General features: G+C 72.6%; 10 protein-coding genes. 8 read left to right on the top strand and 2 right to left on the bottom strand.

Features of this window, described 5'->3' with window-relative positions:
• Positions 1 to 9 precede the first annotated feature (9 nt).
• The gene (locus ACH4SL_RS34450; RefSeq protein WP_398453454.1) at positions 10 to 2550 is read right to left on the bottom strand and encodes a discoidin domain-containing protein; all 2541 of its coding nucleotides are present in this window, start codon (positions 2548 to 2550) and stop codon (positions 10 to 12) included.
• Between the two features lie 171 nt (positions 2551 to 2721).
• Positions 2722 to 3978 (bottom strand): ROK family protein, encoded by a 1257-nt coding sequence (locus ACH4SL_RS34445; protein WP_398453452.1) that lies wholly within the window; start codon positions 3976 to 3978, stop codon positions 2722 to 2724.
• Between the two features lie 95 nt (positions 3979 to 4073).
• Here ACH4SL_RS34445 and ACH4SL_RS34440 point away from each other — a divergent pair, with 95 nt between their 5' ends.
• From ACH4SL_RS34440 to ACH4SL_RS34405, 8 genes are all read left to right on the top strand, one after another.
• Complete coding sequence (locus ACH4SL_RS34440; protein ID WP_398453449.1) at positions 4074 to 4940, top strand: LacI family DNA-binding transcriptional regulator; 867 nt, start codon at positions 4074 to 4076, stop codon at positions 4938 to 4940.
• 185 nt (positions 4941 to 5125) lie between these two features.
• On the top strand, positions 5126 to 6445 hold the full coding sequence (locus tag ACH4SL_RS34435) for an ABC transporter substrate-binding protein (protein WP_398453446.1): 1320 nt from the start codon (positions 5126 to 5128) through the stop codon (positions 6443 to 6445).
• Between the two features lie 148 nt (positions 6446 to 6593).
• Positions 6594 to 7565, top strand: coding sequence for a carbohydrate ABC transporter permease (locus ACH4SL_RS34430; RefSeq protein ID WP_398453442.1), 972 nt, complete (start codon positions 6594 to 6596; stop codon positions 7563 to 7565).
• The gene (locus ACH4SL_RS34425) at positions 7562 to 8449 is read left to right on the top strand and encodes a carbohydrate ABC transporter permease (protein ID WP_398453440.1); all 888 of its coding nucleotides are present in this window, start codon (positions 7562 to 7564) and stop codon (positions 8447 to 8449) included. Before ACH4SL_RS34430 ends, ACH4SL_RS34425 begins: the two co-directional genes overlap by 4 nt.
• On the top strand, positions 8446 to 11007 hold the full coding sequence (locus tag ACH4SL_RS34420) for a glycosyl hydrolase 2 galactose-binding domain-containing protein (RefSeq protein ID WP_398453438.1): 2562 nt from the start codon (positions 8446 to 8448) through the stop codon (positions 11005 to 11007). Before ACH4SL_RS34425 ends, ACH4SL_RS34420 begins: the two co-directional genes overlap by 4 nt.
• Positions 11008 to 11246: 239 nt before the next feature.
• Positions 11247 to 12143 (top strand): sigma-70 family RNA polymerase sigma factor, encoded by an 897-nt coding sequence (locus tag ACH4SL_RS34415; RefSeq protein WP_398453435.1) that lies wholly within the window; start codon positions 11247 to 11249, stop codon positions 12141 to 12143.
• A gap of 70 nt (positions 12144 to 12213) precedes the next feature.
• A complete protein-coding gene (locus tag ACH4SL_RS34410) occupies positions 12214 to 12588 on the top strand; it encodes a VOC family protein (protein WP_398453433.1) in 375 nt (124 codons plus the stop codon).
• 83 nt (positions 12589 to 12671) lie between these two features.
• Positions 12672 to 13196: a Pycsar system effector family protein gene (locus ACH4SL_RS34405; RefSeq protein ID WP_398453430.1), complete on the top strand. Its 525-nt coding sequence runs from the start codon at positions 12672 to 12674 to the stop codon at positions 13194 to 13196.
• The last annotated feature ends 2 nt before the right edge of the window (positions 13197 to 13198 follow it).

Raw genomic sequence — 13198 nt, 5'->3', positions numbered from 1 at the left:
GCTCGCTCCTCAACTGCCGGAGGTGACGCGCAGGGACGAGATGAGGTCGTTGTTGCCGGTCGCGGTGAGGTCGGGGGTGTCGGCGGTGAAGGTCCAGGCGGTGCCGGAGAAGCCGGCGTCCGCGTAGCCGGTCACGGTGCTGCCCGCGGGGACGCGGAGCGAGGAGATGCTGTCGTTGCCGATGCCCTTGGCCTGGAGGGCGGCGAGGTCGTAGCTGCCGGGGGTGAGGACGGCCGACGGGCCGCCGTAGTTGGCGTCGCCGTAGACGGTGGCGCCGCCGCCACCTGCCGCTCCGACGGGGGTGCCGAAGACCGCGAACTCGTAGAGGGAGTAGCCGTACTGCGTCGCGGGGGTGACGCCCTGCATGCGGACGTAGCGCGCGTTGCGGTTGACGGTGGCGGTCTCGGTGCCGCCCTGGCCGGTGGTGGTGGAGTACGCGTCGGTCCAGTGGCTGCCGTCGTCGGAGACCTGGATCTTGTACGCCTTCCCGTAGGCCGCCTCCCAGTCCAGGCGGGCGGTCGTGACCGCGTACTCCGCGCCGAGGTCGACCTGGAGCCAGGCGTTGGGGTCGTTGCTGTGGTCGCTGGACCAGCGCGAGGAGCTGTTGCCGTCGATGGCGTTGGACGCCAGGTAGGTGCCGTCCTGGTAGGAGGCGGTGGCCTTCGCGTTCGCGCCGAGCGAGAGGTTGACCGGGGTGCCGGCCGGCGGGGCGGGCGGGGTCGGGACGGTCTGGCCGGCGGGCGGCCACAGGGTGAAGGAGTTGCTGCCGCCGTGCGCGGCGGCGAAGGGCCCGGCCATGGTGTTCGTCGAGGCGACCGGCTTGCCGAAGAAGTCGGTCGTCACGTCGGCGGCGATCGGCTGGTTGGAGTGCGGGATGGTGCCCACCCGGGCCTGGGTGACCGGGGTGTTGCCCTGGATGCCCGACGCGTTGAGGTCGAAGCTCAGCGACATCCCGGTGTTGGTGGCGGTGTAGTGGACGTTGGAGAGCGTCCCGGTCGAATTTCCCTCCTTCACCTGGGTCTTGTCGGTGGCGTTGTCCGGCAGGGCCGAGCCCTGGACGAGGTTGTTGAGCCAGAAGAACTTCTCCGGCGAGGTGAGCGCCGTCGTCTCGTTCATCGTGCCGGGCTGGAAGTAGTACGCGTCCCGGCCGCTGCCGTCGTTGTGGATGGTGCCGTTGTCGAGGAAGAGGTTGTTGGCGAAGACGACACCGGTCGCGTCGAGCGTGCGGATGTCGCTGTTGCCGATGAAGACGTTGTTGTCGACGAGGATCGGGCCGAACACCGCTTCGGCGTAGTAGCCCCACGGGCTGTTCATCACGATGTTGCCGGTGATGCGGACGTTCTGGTTGCCCCAGTCGGTCCAGATGCCCGCGGAGTTGCTGCCCTTGGAGTTCTTGACGTAATTCCCCTTGATCAGGCCCTCGTTCATGTAGTGGACCTTGATCGGGGCCGTCTCCGCGCCGCTGAACTCGTTGCGGTAGTTGGTGTCCTCGATCATGTTGTAGAGGATCTGCGAATGCCACGAGAAGACGCCCGCGATGCCCGACTGGCCGCATTTCGCGATGTAGTTGTTGCGCACGATGTGCGAGCCGTAGGCGCTGGTGTTGTGGAAGTCGGTGCGGGGCGTGCCCGGCCGGTTGCCGGCCCAGGTGTCGTTGCTCAGGCCGATGTCGATCCCGATGGTGCGGGCGTTGATCACGATGTTGTTCTCGATGATCCACTTCAGCCCGCCGTAGACGCTGATCGCGCCTGCCTGCCGCCGGTCGGGGCTGTCCGGGAAGTCGGAGTAGGTGTTGGCGGCGTGCTTGATCGTGAAGCCGTTCACCGTGATGTAGCCGAGGCCCCAGACGTCGGGGGCGAAGACCTGCCGCCGCACGTTGATCTCGGCGAGGCGGGCGTTGGGGTCGGCGCCGCTGAAGTTGGCCCAGATGGTGGTGCTGGACGAGCCGACCTCGGAGTACCAGCTGCCGGGCGCGCCCTGGACGGCGGCCAGCGACGGCTTCTCGTAGTACGCGGTCTCGTCGAGGTAGACGTCACCGGCGGTGTAGCCCGCGAAGGTGCCCCCGCCGCCGCCGTTGGGCTGGCCTTGCGCGTACGGGTTCCAGTCGCCGAAGTAGCTGTTGGGCAGCGTCACGCTCCACACGTCACCGCTGCCGCGCGCCCAGGAGTTGACCTCCTCGGAGCCCTTGATCGAGACCTCGCCGTCGCCCGCGTTCGTGTACGTGATGCGGTGCTGCTCGTCGGTGCCGCCGCGCGCGGGCTTGACCGTCTCGCGGTAGAGCCCGGCGTGCACCACGACGGTGTCGCCGGGCTGGGCGACCTGGGCGGCGTGGTTGATCGTCAGGTACGGCGACGCCTGCGTGCCCGCGTTGCCGTCGTTGCCGTTCTTCGCGACATGGATGACGCGCGGGGCGTCGGCGGCGTGCGCGGGGGTCGCGGCGGGCAGCGCGAGAGCGGCCAGCGCGGCGGTGGCGAGGGCCGCGCACATCCGGCTCAGCGCCCTGGCCAGGCCGCCGGCCTGGTGTTTCCTGCGGGTGTGTCCCCTTCTCACAGGATCTCCTGACTTAGTTTCTTAATTAATCTATTGAAGTCACGGCCGTCATACGGCGGCAACATCCGGCGGTCGTGCACCGTACCGGCGCCCCGAGGGCGCGGCAATACATCGGACGAAAGTGCCCGCTGTCGGGGTGCTGCGGGGGCACGGAGGCGGCCTGCGCCGCGGCTACGCCTGCCCGCGCGCGGCCAGTTGCGGACCGTGGCCCGGGGCCACCGAGCCCTGGAGCACGAGCGCGGCCCCGCCGATCGCGGCCGCGTCGCGCGGGTTGCTCGACAGGTGGACCCGCACCCCGTGCACGTCCCGGGTGTACGCCCGCTCCGCCAGCCGCTGCCGGATCGCGCTCACGTAGATCGACCCGGCGACCGCGAAACCGGGCCCGGCCAGTACCAGGGTGTCCAGGTCCCAGAGGTTCGCGAGCGCCACCGCGCCCTCGGCGAGCAGCGCCGCCGACTCGTCGACGAGCGCGCGGGCCGGCCCGTCCCCGTAGATCGCCGCCCGCGCCAGGACGTCGAAGGCCCGCGCGTCCGGGTCGGCGGCGCGGATCCGCAGCCGCTCGACGAGATCCGGCACCGCCCGCGCCCGCGCGACGACCGCCCGCGGCGCCGCGTACAGCTCCAGGCAGCCGCGGTTGCCGCACGGGCAGGGCTCGCCGTCCCGCTGGACGGCCACATGTCCGATCTTTCCCGCGTTGGAGCTGGCCCCGCGGTGCAGCGAGCCGTCCAGGACGACACCGGAGCCGATCCCGGAGTTCATGTACAGGCAGCCGAAGGTGCGCTCCCGGGAGACCTGCCGCCCCCAGAACTCGCCCACGGTCGCGGCCGCCGCGTCGCTGTCGACCAGCACCGGCACCCCCAGCTCGCCCGCCAGCGCGCCCGCGAGGTCGAGCCCCGCCCACCGCGGCAGCCCCGGCGGGGCGAGGAAGCCGCCGCGCGCGACGTCCACCGGTCCCGGCCCGACCACCGCGAGCCCGGCCACGCTCTGCGGTTCGAGGCCCAGCCCCTCGGTGACGTCCCGGTAGAGCCCGGCGAGCTGCCCGACGGCGTCCGCACCGTGCGCTTCGCCGTCCCCGCCGCCCTCGTTCTCCACGGCCCCCGCGACCAGCTGGCGCCCCACCGTCCCGCCCCGCGTGTCGGTGACGACGCAGGTCAGAGCGTCGGCCGCGACATGGATACCGACGCCGTACGCCGCCCGGGAGTTGATCACCAGCATCGCGCGCGGCTTGCCGCGGGTCGCGACCGTGTCGCCGGTCTCGCGCACCACACCGTCGTCGATGAGCCGCCGCACGATGTTGGAGATGGTCGGCTGGGTGAGCCCGGTGGCGTTCACCAGCTCCACCCGGCTGATCGGACCGGACGACCTGATGAGGTCGACGATGAGCGCGCGGCTGCCGGGACCCGCGGCCGCCGACTCCCGTCGGGCCACCCTCGACCACCTCTCGCCTCGCCGTACGCTGTCGCACGACTACGTTACCGGCGAGGTTAGCCCTGCTGGACGAGCCGACCGACCAGGAGGACGCCATGGCCGCCGACGCGCAGCGCACGGAAGGGCCCCGGGAGCCGCGGCGCGGGGTGCCCGTCGGGCTGGCGCTCGTGCGGGACGCCGAGGTGCTGGGCGCCGAGCCGTTCTTCCACGAGTTCATCGCCGGGATCGAGCGGGTGCTCGTGCCGCTCGGGGTGCCGGTGCTGCTCCAGGTCGTCGCGACCGTGCGGCAGGCCGCCGACCGGATGCGGGCCTGGGCGCGGCTGGGGCAGGTGCAGGGCGTGGTCCTGATCGACCTGCTGCCCGGCGACGAGCGGGTGGAGCTGGTGCGCGAGCTGGGGCTGCCGTGCGTCGTCATCGGCGACCCGGTCACCGCGGGCGGGCTGCCCGCGGTGTGGACGCAGGACGACCTCGCGATGCGGGGCGTGGTCGCCGAGCTGGTCGACGCCGGGCACACCCACCTCGGCCATGTGGCCGGGCCCGCGCAGATGGCCCACACGATCATCCGCCGCCGCACCTTCGAGTCGGCCGCCGCCGAGCACGGGGTGCGCACCACCGCCTTCGAGGGCGACTACTCGCAAGGGGCGGGCGTACGGGCGCTGGCCGCGGTCGCTGCGCTGGAGGACCGGCCGACCGCGGTCGTCTTCGACAACGACGTGATGGCGCTCGGCGCGCTGCACGAGGCGGCGCGGCTGGGGCTCGCGGTGCCCGCGGACCTCTTCCTCGTCGCGTGGGACGACTCCGCGCTGTGCCAGCTCGCCGCCCCGCCGCTGAGCGCGGTCAGCCACGACGTGCAGGAGCTGGGGGAGCTGGTCGGGGCGACGCTCGCGGGCGCGCTGGCGGGCGAGCCGCCCGCGACGGTACGCGCCGCGCCCGCGCGTCTGGTTGTCCGCGGCCGCCTCTGAGGGCTCCCGACGCTCGGCGCGCGGGTCAGTACACAGCGTTCCGTGCGCCCACCTGCGGGTATCCAGTTCTTTAATAGATTACTAATCTTTCTTATTGACACCGCTCCTCGCCTCCGCGACTCTGTGGGTCAGCCCGGCCGCCGCAGGCCGCGCACGCTCGTACGTTCCCAGCAAAGGAAAGCTCTATGGACCACCGCACCAGGCCCCGGGCCGCCGTGCGCGTCGTGGCCGCGTCCGTCGTCAGCGCCCTCGCCCTCGCCCTGAGCGCGTGCGGCACGGGCGGCGACCAGGCGGGCGGCGACACCGGCAAAAGCAACTCGATCGACGTCGTCACCCGCTGGACGGCGGGCAACTCCGCGGCCGCCGCGCAGTCCCGCGTCTTCCAGGCCTTCACCAAGAAGACCGGCGTCAAGATCAACGCCACCGACGGCCTGGAGACGATCGACGACCAGGTGGAGAACGCGGTCGCCGCGGGCAAGTCGCCGGACGTCGTGATCGTCAACCTGTACGACAAGACGCTCGGCTGGCTCGACGCGGGCGTCACCGTCCCCGTCGACGCCTACGTCAAGCAGTGGGGCCTGGCCGACAAGCTCAAGCCCGCCGCGCTCGACGAGTGGCGGGTCGGCGGCAAGCCGGACGGCAAGCTCCAGGGCCTGCCGTTCTCCGGCTTCAGCTGGCCCATGTGGTACAACACCGACCTGCTCAAGAAGGCGGGCGTCGACAAGATCCCGGCGACCACCGACGAGCTGATCGACGCCGCGAAGAAGCTGCGGGCCAAGGGCATCCAGCCGCTCACCGTCGGCGGCAACGACTGGACCGGGCAGAAGCTCTTCTACCAGCTCGCCGAGTCCTACACGGACGCGGCGACGATGGAGAAGGTCATGCAGAGCGGCGGCTACTGCGCCACGCCGTCCGTCATGAAGGGCATCCAGCTCTTCACGCAGCTGCGCGACGCGGGCGTCTTCGCCGACAACGCGGCGGGCCTGAACGCCGACGCGATGTACGCCTCCTTCTACTCCGGCAAGTCCGCGATGATGTCGGCCGGTTCCTGGGCGTACACCGAGGCCAAGGGCTCCAAGACCGGCATCGAGACGCACACCACGCTCGCCGGCCTGCCCATCCCGTCCGGTTCGGTCTACAAGCAGCCGACCGCCCTGCAGGGCTTCACCGGCGTCGGCTTCATGATCACCAAGCGCGGCGCGTCGAAGGACCGCATCGACAACGTCCGGAAGTTCATCACCTCCTTCTACGAGGACGCCACGGTCGGCGACTTCGTCAAGGACGCGAGCATCCTGCCGCCCACCACCGGTGACTTCTCCTCCTACGCCACCGACCCGCTGCTGTCGCAGTCGCTCAAGCTCGACGGCACGGTCGACTACGCGGTGGTGCCCGACGTGTGGATCGGCGCCGCGTCCGACCCGATCATCCAGGTCCTGACCGGCGCGTACGGCAAGTCCTCCGCCGACAAGATCTGCAAGGGCCTCGACGACGCCACCAAGAGCTGAGCCCCGCGGGAGGGGCCGCCGCCCGCACACCGGACGGCGGCCCCTCCGGCGCGAAGCCCCCCGCACGACGCCCGCTCCCGCACGACGCCCGCTCCCGTACGACCCCGTACCGCCCGGCATCCGCCCCGGCCGAAAGAAACGCCTGCTCATGACATCCACCAGCATCCTGGCCGGCGGCACCCGCGCCGCACCGCCCGACACCGCGCCACCCGCCGCCCGCCGCGGCCGCCGCCGAGGCCGCAGCGGCCTCAACACCCCCCGCCTGCTGTGGCTCACGGTCCCGTCCCTGGTGTGGTTCGCGGTCTTCTCCGTCGGCCCGCTGGTGGCGATGTTCGTCATCGCGACGCTGCGCTGGAAGGGGCTGATCTACGACCCGAGCTACGTCGGCGCCGAGAACATCCGGCACGTCTTCGGCGACGAGGTCTTCCACGACGCGCTGCGCAACAGCGCCGTCCAGGTCGCCGTCGTGATCCCGGTGATGATCCCGCTGGCCTTCATGCTGGGCTACCACCTGAGCACCAAGCCGCGCGGCTACCGCGTGCTGTCGATCCTCTACTTCTCGCCCGGCCTGATCTCGATCTCGGTCACCGGCATGATCTTCTACGGCGTCCTGTCCCCGGACGGCGGCGCCAACGGCGCCCTGAACGCCGTCGGCCTGGACTCCCTCGCGCACTCCTGGCTCGCCGACCCGGCCACCGCGCTGCCCAGCCTCATCGCGATCGACCTGTGGCGCGGCGTCGGCTGGACCGCCGTGCTCTTCGCCGCCCGCCTGTCCAGCGTGCCCGGCGACGTCATCGAGGCCGCCCGCCTCGACGGCGCGGGGCGCTTCCGCATCATGTGGCAGATCACCTTCCCGATGGTGAAGGACTACGTCCGCACCCTCACGATGCTGCAGTTCCTGTGGACGCTCTTCACGTCCGCCGCGCTCATCCTGCTGCTCACCAAGGGCGGCCCCGGCACCTCGTCCACCACGCTGTCCTACCTGGTCTACGAGAAGGCCTTCTCGCAGAGCGACCTCGGCTACAGCCAGGTGGTCGGTGTCGTCCTGCTGCTGATCGGCGTCGCCGGGATGCTGCTGATCCGCGCGCTGCTGCGCAGCCCCCTGGAGAAGACCCGATGACGACCACTTCGCCGAGCCGGCACGCCCGCAGCGCCACGACCGCCCGTACCGTACGCCGCTCCCGGCGGCGCGGCGGCGGGCTGCTCGCCGTACCGCTGTCCTGGGTGTACGCGCTGGTGCTCGCCGCACCCCTCTACTACCTGCTGGTCAGCGCGCTCAAGACGAACATCGAGATCTTCACCCACCCCTTCGCGCTGCCGAAGGACTGGCTGTGGGGCAACTTCCGCACCGCGTGGCAGACCGCCCACCTCGGGCAGGCGCTGGCCAACTCGGCGCTGATCTCGGCCGTCGCGATCGTCCTCACCCTCGGCCTCGCGCTGCCCGCCGCCTTCGCGCTCGCCCGGCTCGACAACCGGCTCAGCCGGCTGGTGACCGGCGCCTTCTCGGCGGGCTTCCTGATCCCGCCGTTCGCCGCGCTGATCCCGACCGTGATCCTCGCGATCAAGCTGCACATGTTCTACACCCGCGAATTCCAGATGCTCTTCCTGCCCGCGAGCGCGCTGCCGCTGTCGGTGCTGCTGCTCACGCAGTTCATGAAGACCGTGCCGCCCGCCCTTGTGGAATCCGCGGCGCTGGACGGCGCGGGCAACTGGCGGCTGCTCGTCAACGTCTTCGTGCCCATCGCGATGCCGGGCGTCGTGAGCGTCGCGATCCTCCAGCTGCTCACCTTCTGGAACGAATACCTCTTCTCGCTCACCATCACCGGCACCGCACCGGACCTGCGCACCGCCCAGGTCGCGCTGCCCACGCTGGTGTCCGACGCGACCAACTTCGGCGTGCTCACCGCCGGCACCGTGCTGACCCTCCTGCCGGTGTACGTCGCCTACTCGCTCGCCAGCCGCCGTATGCAGGAAGCACTCACCGCAGGGGCAGTCAAGGGATGACACTCAGCACGCACACCTCCACCACCCCCGACCGGGCCGCCGCCGTACGGCACGACCTCGGCGGGACCTGGCAGCTCAGCTGGACCGGCGGCCCGGACACCGCGCCCGCCGCCGTCCGCGCGGCGGCGCTGCCCGCGCGGGTGCCCGGCGAGGTGCACACCGCGCTGCTCGCCGCGGGCCTGCTCGCCGACCCCGACGTGGGGCTCGGCGAGGCCGCGCAGGAGTGGGTGGGCCACTCGCAGTGGGCCTACCGCCGCACCTTCGGCTGGACGCCCGCCCCCGGCACCCGCACCGACCTCGTCGCCGACGGCCTCGACACGGTCGCCGAGGTGTACGTCAACGGGCGGCACGCCGGCTCCGCCCGCTCCCAGCACCTCGGCTACCGCTTCCCGCTCGACGGCCTGCTGCGCGAGGGCGAGAACGAGGTCGAGGTCCGCTTCGACTCCGCGTGGGAGGCCGCCCTCGCCCACGAGCGCGCGCACGGCCCGCTGCCCTCCCCGTACGACGAGCCTTACGCGCACGTCCGCAAGGCCGCCGCCAACTTCGGCTGGGACTGGGGCCCGCACTACGTCACGGCGGGCATCTGGCGCGGCATCCGGCTGGAGACGTACGCGGGCCGGATCGACCACGTCCGCCCGCTCGTCGCGCTCGCGCCCGGCCACGGCAGCGCCGAGGTCACCGTGCACGTGGCCGCCGACGCGCCCGCCGGCGCCCGGGTCCTGGTCGAGCTGGCCGACCCGGCCGGGCGCCCCGCCGGAAACGCTGCCGGAACGGTCGGCGAGGACGGCGAGGCCGTCGTGGCCTTCACCCTCGACGCGCCCGAGCTGTGGTGGCCGGTGGGCCTCGGCGCCCAGCCCCGCTACGGGCTGCGCGCCCGGCTGGAGCTGGACGGCGAACCGCTCGACGAGACGTCCGTACGCTTCGGGGTCCGCTCCGTCGCGCTCGACGAGTCGCCCGACGCGGCCGGCGCCCGCTGGGCCCTCGTCGTCAACGGCCGCACCGTGCGCGTCCGCGGCTACAACTGGATCCCCGACGACACCCTCGACAGCCGCGCCACCCCGCAGCGCGTCACCGCCCGTATCGACCAGGCCCTCGCCGGCAACGCCAACCTGCTCCGCGTCTGGGGCGGCGGTCACTTCGTCACCGAGGACTTCCTCGACGCGTGCGACGAGCGCGGCATGCTGGTGTGGCACGACTTCCTCTTCGCGTGCGCCGCCTACTGCGAGGACGACGACACCGCCGCCCTCGTCACCGCCGAGGCCGAGCAGGCCGTCGCGCGCATGGCCCCGCACCCCAGCCTCGTCCTGTGGTGCGGCGGCAACGAGACCGTGCTCGGCCACCGCCACTGGGGCTGGACCGACCAGATCGGCGAGCGCGGCTGGGGCGCCGCGTACTACCTCGACGTCCTCCCCGGCGTCCTCGCCCGCCTCGACCCGACCCGCCCCTACGTCCCCAACTCGCCCTGGTCCGGCAGCCTCGACGCCGACCCGGCCGCCGTCACGCACGGCCCCAGCCACCTGTGGGACGCCTGGAACGACGCCGACTACGTCCACTACCGCGACCACGACCCCTCCTTCGTCTCCGAGATGGGCTGGTGCGGACCCGCCGCCTGGACCACCCTCGAACGCGTCCTGGACGGCGAGACCCCCGGCCCCGCCTCCGCCCTGACCCGCCACCACCTGCGGGCGATCGACGGCATGCACAAGCTCACCCGCGGCCTCCAGCCGCACTTCCCCGCCCCCGCCGAGGGCGCCGACTGGCACTTCGCCACCCAGCTCGTGCAGGCCCGCGCGGTCGCCGCGGGCGTCGAGTGGCTGCGCTCCCGCGACCGCTGCGCCGGCGCCGTCGTCTGGCAGCTCAACGACTGCTGGCCCGCGATCAGCTGGTCCGCCGTCGACTCCGCGGGCGTCGAGAAGCCCCTCTGGTACGCCCTGCGGCACGCCTTCGCCCCGCGCCTGGCGACCGTCCACCCCGTCACCCCCGGCCCGACCCACGACCCGACGGGCCCCGCCGGCCTCGAACTCACCCTGGCCAACGACACGGCGGGGGAGTGGCGCGCGTCGGTGACCGTCCGCCGGATCGCCTTCGACGGTACGGAACTGGCCGCCGCCCGGCTGGACGCCGCGTGCCCCGCGGGCGGGCTGCTCCACGTCCCCCTCGACCCGGCGCTCACCGCCCCGGCCGACCCCTCGGCCGAGCTGCTCGTCGTCGACACCGACGGGACCCGCACGACGTGGACGTACCGCCCGGACCGCGCCCTCGCCGGCCCGCCGCCCGCCCGCACCGTCATCCCCTCCACCGGGGACGGCGCGCTGCACCTGACGGTGACCGCGCACACGCTGCTGCGCGACCTGTGCGTCTTCCCCGACCGGCTGGCCTCCGCGCTCGGGGTGGCCCCGTCCGACCTCGTCGTGGACCAGTCCCTCGTGACCCTCCTCCCCGGCGAGAGCCGCGTCTTTGCGCTCAGGGCGCGCTCGGGACTTCCCCTCCCGCCGGTGCGGCTACCGGACGAGCTCCTCGACCTGGCGGTCCGCTCGGCGGGGGAGCTTTCCGTGTAGGGCGCGCGTCTTGGGGGCGCGGGGAACTGCGCGAGCAACCACCCACCGGCCGGTGGTCCGGCGCGGACCGAACTGCCCCTTCGGGTCGGTGACGACGTGCACCACGGTGGCGGATTGGCCGCGCAGTTCCCCGCGCCCCTAAAAACGCGTGCCCGGCGGGGCAGAAACGCACCCTGTTACGTTTTCCGCCCCCGGCACGTCGCAGACGTGAGGGGACTTTCCGGCGGAAGGTGAGGGTCATGACGGGACCGGGCCCGGAGGGCGATGTGTTGGCGCGGCTCTTCGAGGAGGAGCGGCCGAAGCTCACGGCGGTGGCGCACCGCATGCTCGGCTCACGGGCGGACGCCGAGGACGCCGTCCAGGAGGCGTGGCTGCGCCTCGCCCGGCAGGGCGACCCGGACGGCATCGCCAACCTCGCCGCGTGGCTGACCACCGTGGTCGGCCGCGTGTGCGTCGACATGCTGCGGGCCCGCAAGATCCGCCCCGAGGAGCCGTACGGCGCGCACGTACCGGAGATCGAGGTCACGGACGACCCCGCGGCGGCGCCGGAGGCCGACGCGGTGCTCGCCGACTCGGTCGGCGTCGCGCTGCTGGTGGTGCTGGACACGCTCGGGCCCGCGGAGCGCCTCGCCTTCGTGCTGCACGACATGTTCGCGGTGCCGTTCGACGAGGTCGGGCAGATCCTGGGCCGGTCGACGGACGCGGCGAAGATGCTCGCGAGCCGCGCCCGCCGCAAGGTGCGCGGCTCGCACGACACAGCGGAGGGCCGGGGCCGGCGGCGGGCGGTGGTGGACGCCTTCCTCACCGCGGCCCGGGCCGGCGACTTCGCGGGCCTGCTGGAGCTACTGGACCCGGAGGTGGAGTGGCGCTCGTACTCCGACCAGGGCCTGACCGCCGCCCGGGTGGCGGCGGCCGAGCTGGCCGTCCGCGCCCAGCGCGGCGCCCGCGCGGTGGCGTCGTCCCGCCCGGTGCTGGTCAACGGCGACCCCGGAGTGCTGGTGTGGGGCCCGCAGGGCAAGCTGCTGGGCCTGGTGGCCTTCGCGGTGTCGGACGCGGGCCGTATCACCGAGGCGCTGACCGTACGCAACCCCGCGCGCCTCGCGTCCCTGGACCTCCCCCCGGAGCTCACCCGCTGACCACCGGCGCCCCGGCCGTCGTCGCGCGGATACGGTGTCCGGGACGGGCCCGGACACGTACGGAGGCGCCATGACCCCGCAGCTGCGGATGACCGCGATCACCCTCGACTGCCCCGACCCGCTCGCCCTCATGGCCTTCTACGAGGCGGCCACGGGCCTGCCCCGGCACCCGAAGTCCGACGCCGATTTCGCCGGCCTCGCCGGCACCGACGGCGCACTCCTGCTCGGCTTCCAGCGCGTCCCCGACTACCGCCCCCCGCGCTGGCCCGGCCAGGATTCCCCCCAGCAGCTCCACATCTGCTTCACCACCGACGCCGACCTCCCCACCACCGAGTCCCACCTCCTGACCCTCGGCGCCACCCTCCCCACCCACCAGCCCCACGGCGCCAAGGCCCGCGTCCTGACCGACCCGGCGGGCCACCCCTTCTGCATCGTCAGCGCCTGAACGGGCTACCGCTCCGGCTGAGCATCTGGAGCTGCGTCAAGTGCCGAGTCAGGTTGAACATCCGTCGCTATGATGGAAATTCGGTGGTGCGGGGGAGAGGCGAGGGCACGGTGGGCCATGAGGAGGCCGTGGCGACGGCCTGGCGATTACATTCTTCGCTGGCCGAGTGGACCGGTCGTATCGACGCCAAGGCGTCGTTCGCGTTGACGATCGAGTCGGCGCTACTGGCCGGGGTCGGAGCCGCGTCGAGCACAGGGCGCGTGTTCGGGGGGCTGTCGGAGTGGTGGGCGCGGGCCGAACTATGGGTCGGTGTCGTCTTGCTGGCGCTGTCGGCGCTCGCCGCAGTCCTGGCGGTGCTCCCCAGGGAGGGCCCTGCGCACGGGGTGCCGCCGGGGCCTGACGACTACCTCTTCTACGGAGACCTGCACCAGTGGACGCCGCAGAACCTCGCGGAGCGGCTGGGGCTCGCGGATCCACTCACCGCGCTCACCGGGCAGATCGTGACAATGAGCGCCATCATATGGGCCAAGCACCGCCTCGTGCGCCAGTCCCTCCTGCTGGCGGTGGCCGGGGCCGGACTGCTCGGGCTGGCGGTGGTGACCGGCTGACC

This window comes from Streptomyces sp. NPDC021020, from assembly GCF_044333285.1.
In the GTDB taxonomy this organism is placed as follows: Bacteria; Actinomycetota; Actinomycetes; order Streptomycetales; family Streptomycetaceae; genus Actinacidiphila.
Note: the sequence above shows the minus strand (reverse complement) of the source record. Positions and strands in the feature narration are given on the sequence as shown.

Excerpts from the sequence above, each read along its gene's own strand:
- ACH4SL_RS34440 (WP_398453449.1), top strand. The coding sequence starts at position 4,074 with ATGGCCGCCGACGCGCAGCGCACGGAAGGGCCCCGGGAGCCGCGGCGC.
- ACH4SL_RS34435 (WP_398453446.1), top strand. The coding sequence starts at position 5,126 with ATGGACCACCGCACCAGGCCCCGGGCCGCCGTGCGCGTCGTGGCCGCG.
- ACH4SL_RS34430 (WP_398453442.1), top strand. The coding sequence starts at position 6,594 with ATGACATCCACCAGCATCCTGGCCGGCGGCACCCGCGCCGCACCGCCC.
- ACH4SL_RS34425 (WP_398453440.1), top strand. The coding sequence starts at position 7,562 with ATGACGACCACTTCGCCGAGCCGGCACGCCCGCAGCGCCACGACCGCC.
- ACH4SL_RS34420 (WP_398453438.1), top strand. The coding sequence starts at position 8,446 with ATGACACTCAGCACGCACACCTCCACCACCCCCGACCGGGCCGCCGCC.
- ACH4SL_RS34415 (WP_398453435.1), top strand. The coding sequence starts at position 11,247 with ATGACGGGACCGGGCCCGGAGGGCGATGTGTTGGCGCGGCTCTTCGAG.
- ACH4SL_RS34410 (WP_398453433.1), top strand. The coding sequence starts at position 12,214 with ATGACCCCGCAGCTGCGGATGACCGCGATCACCCTCGACTGCCCCGAC.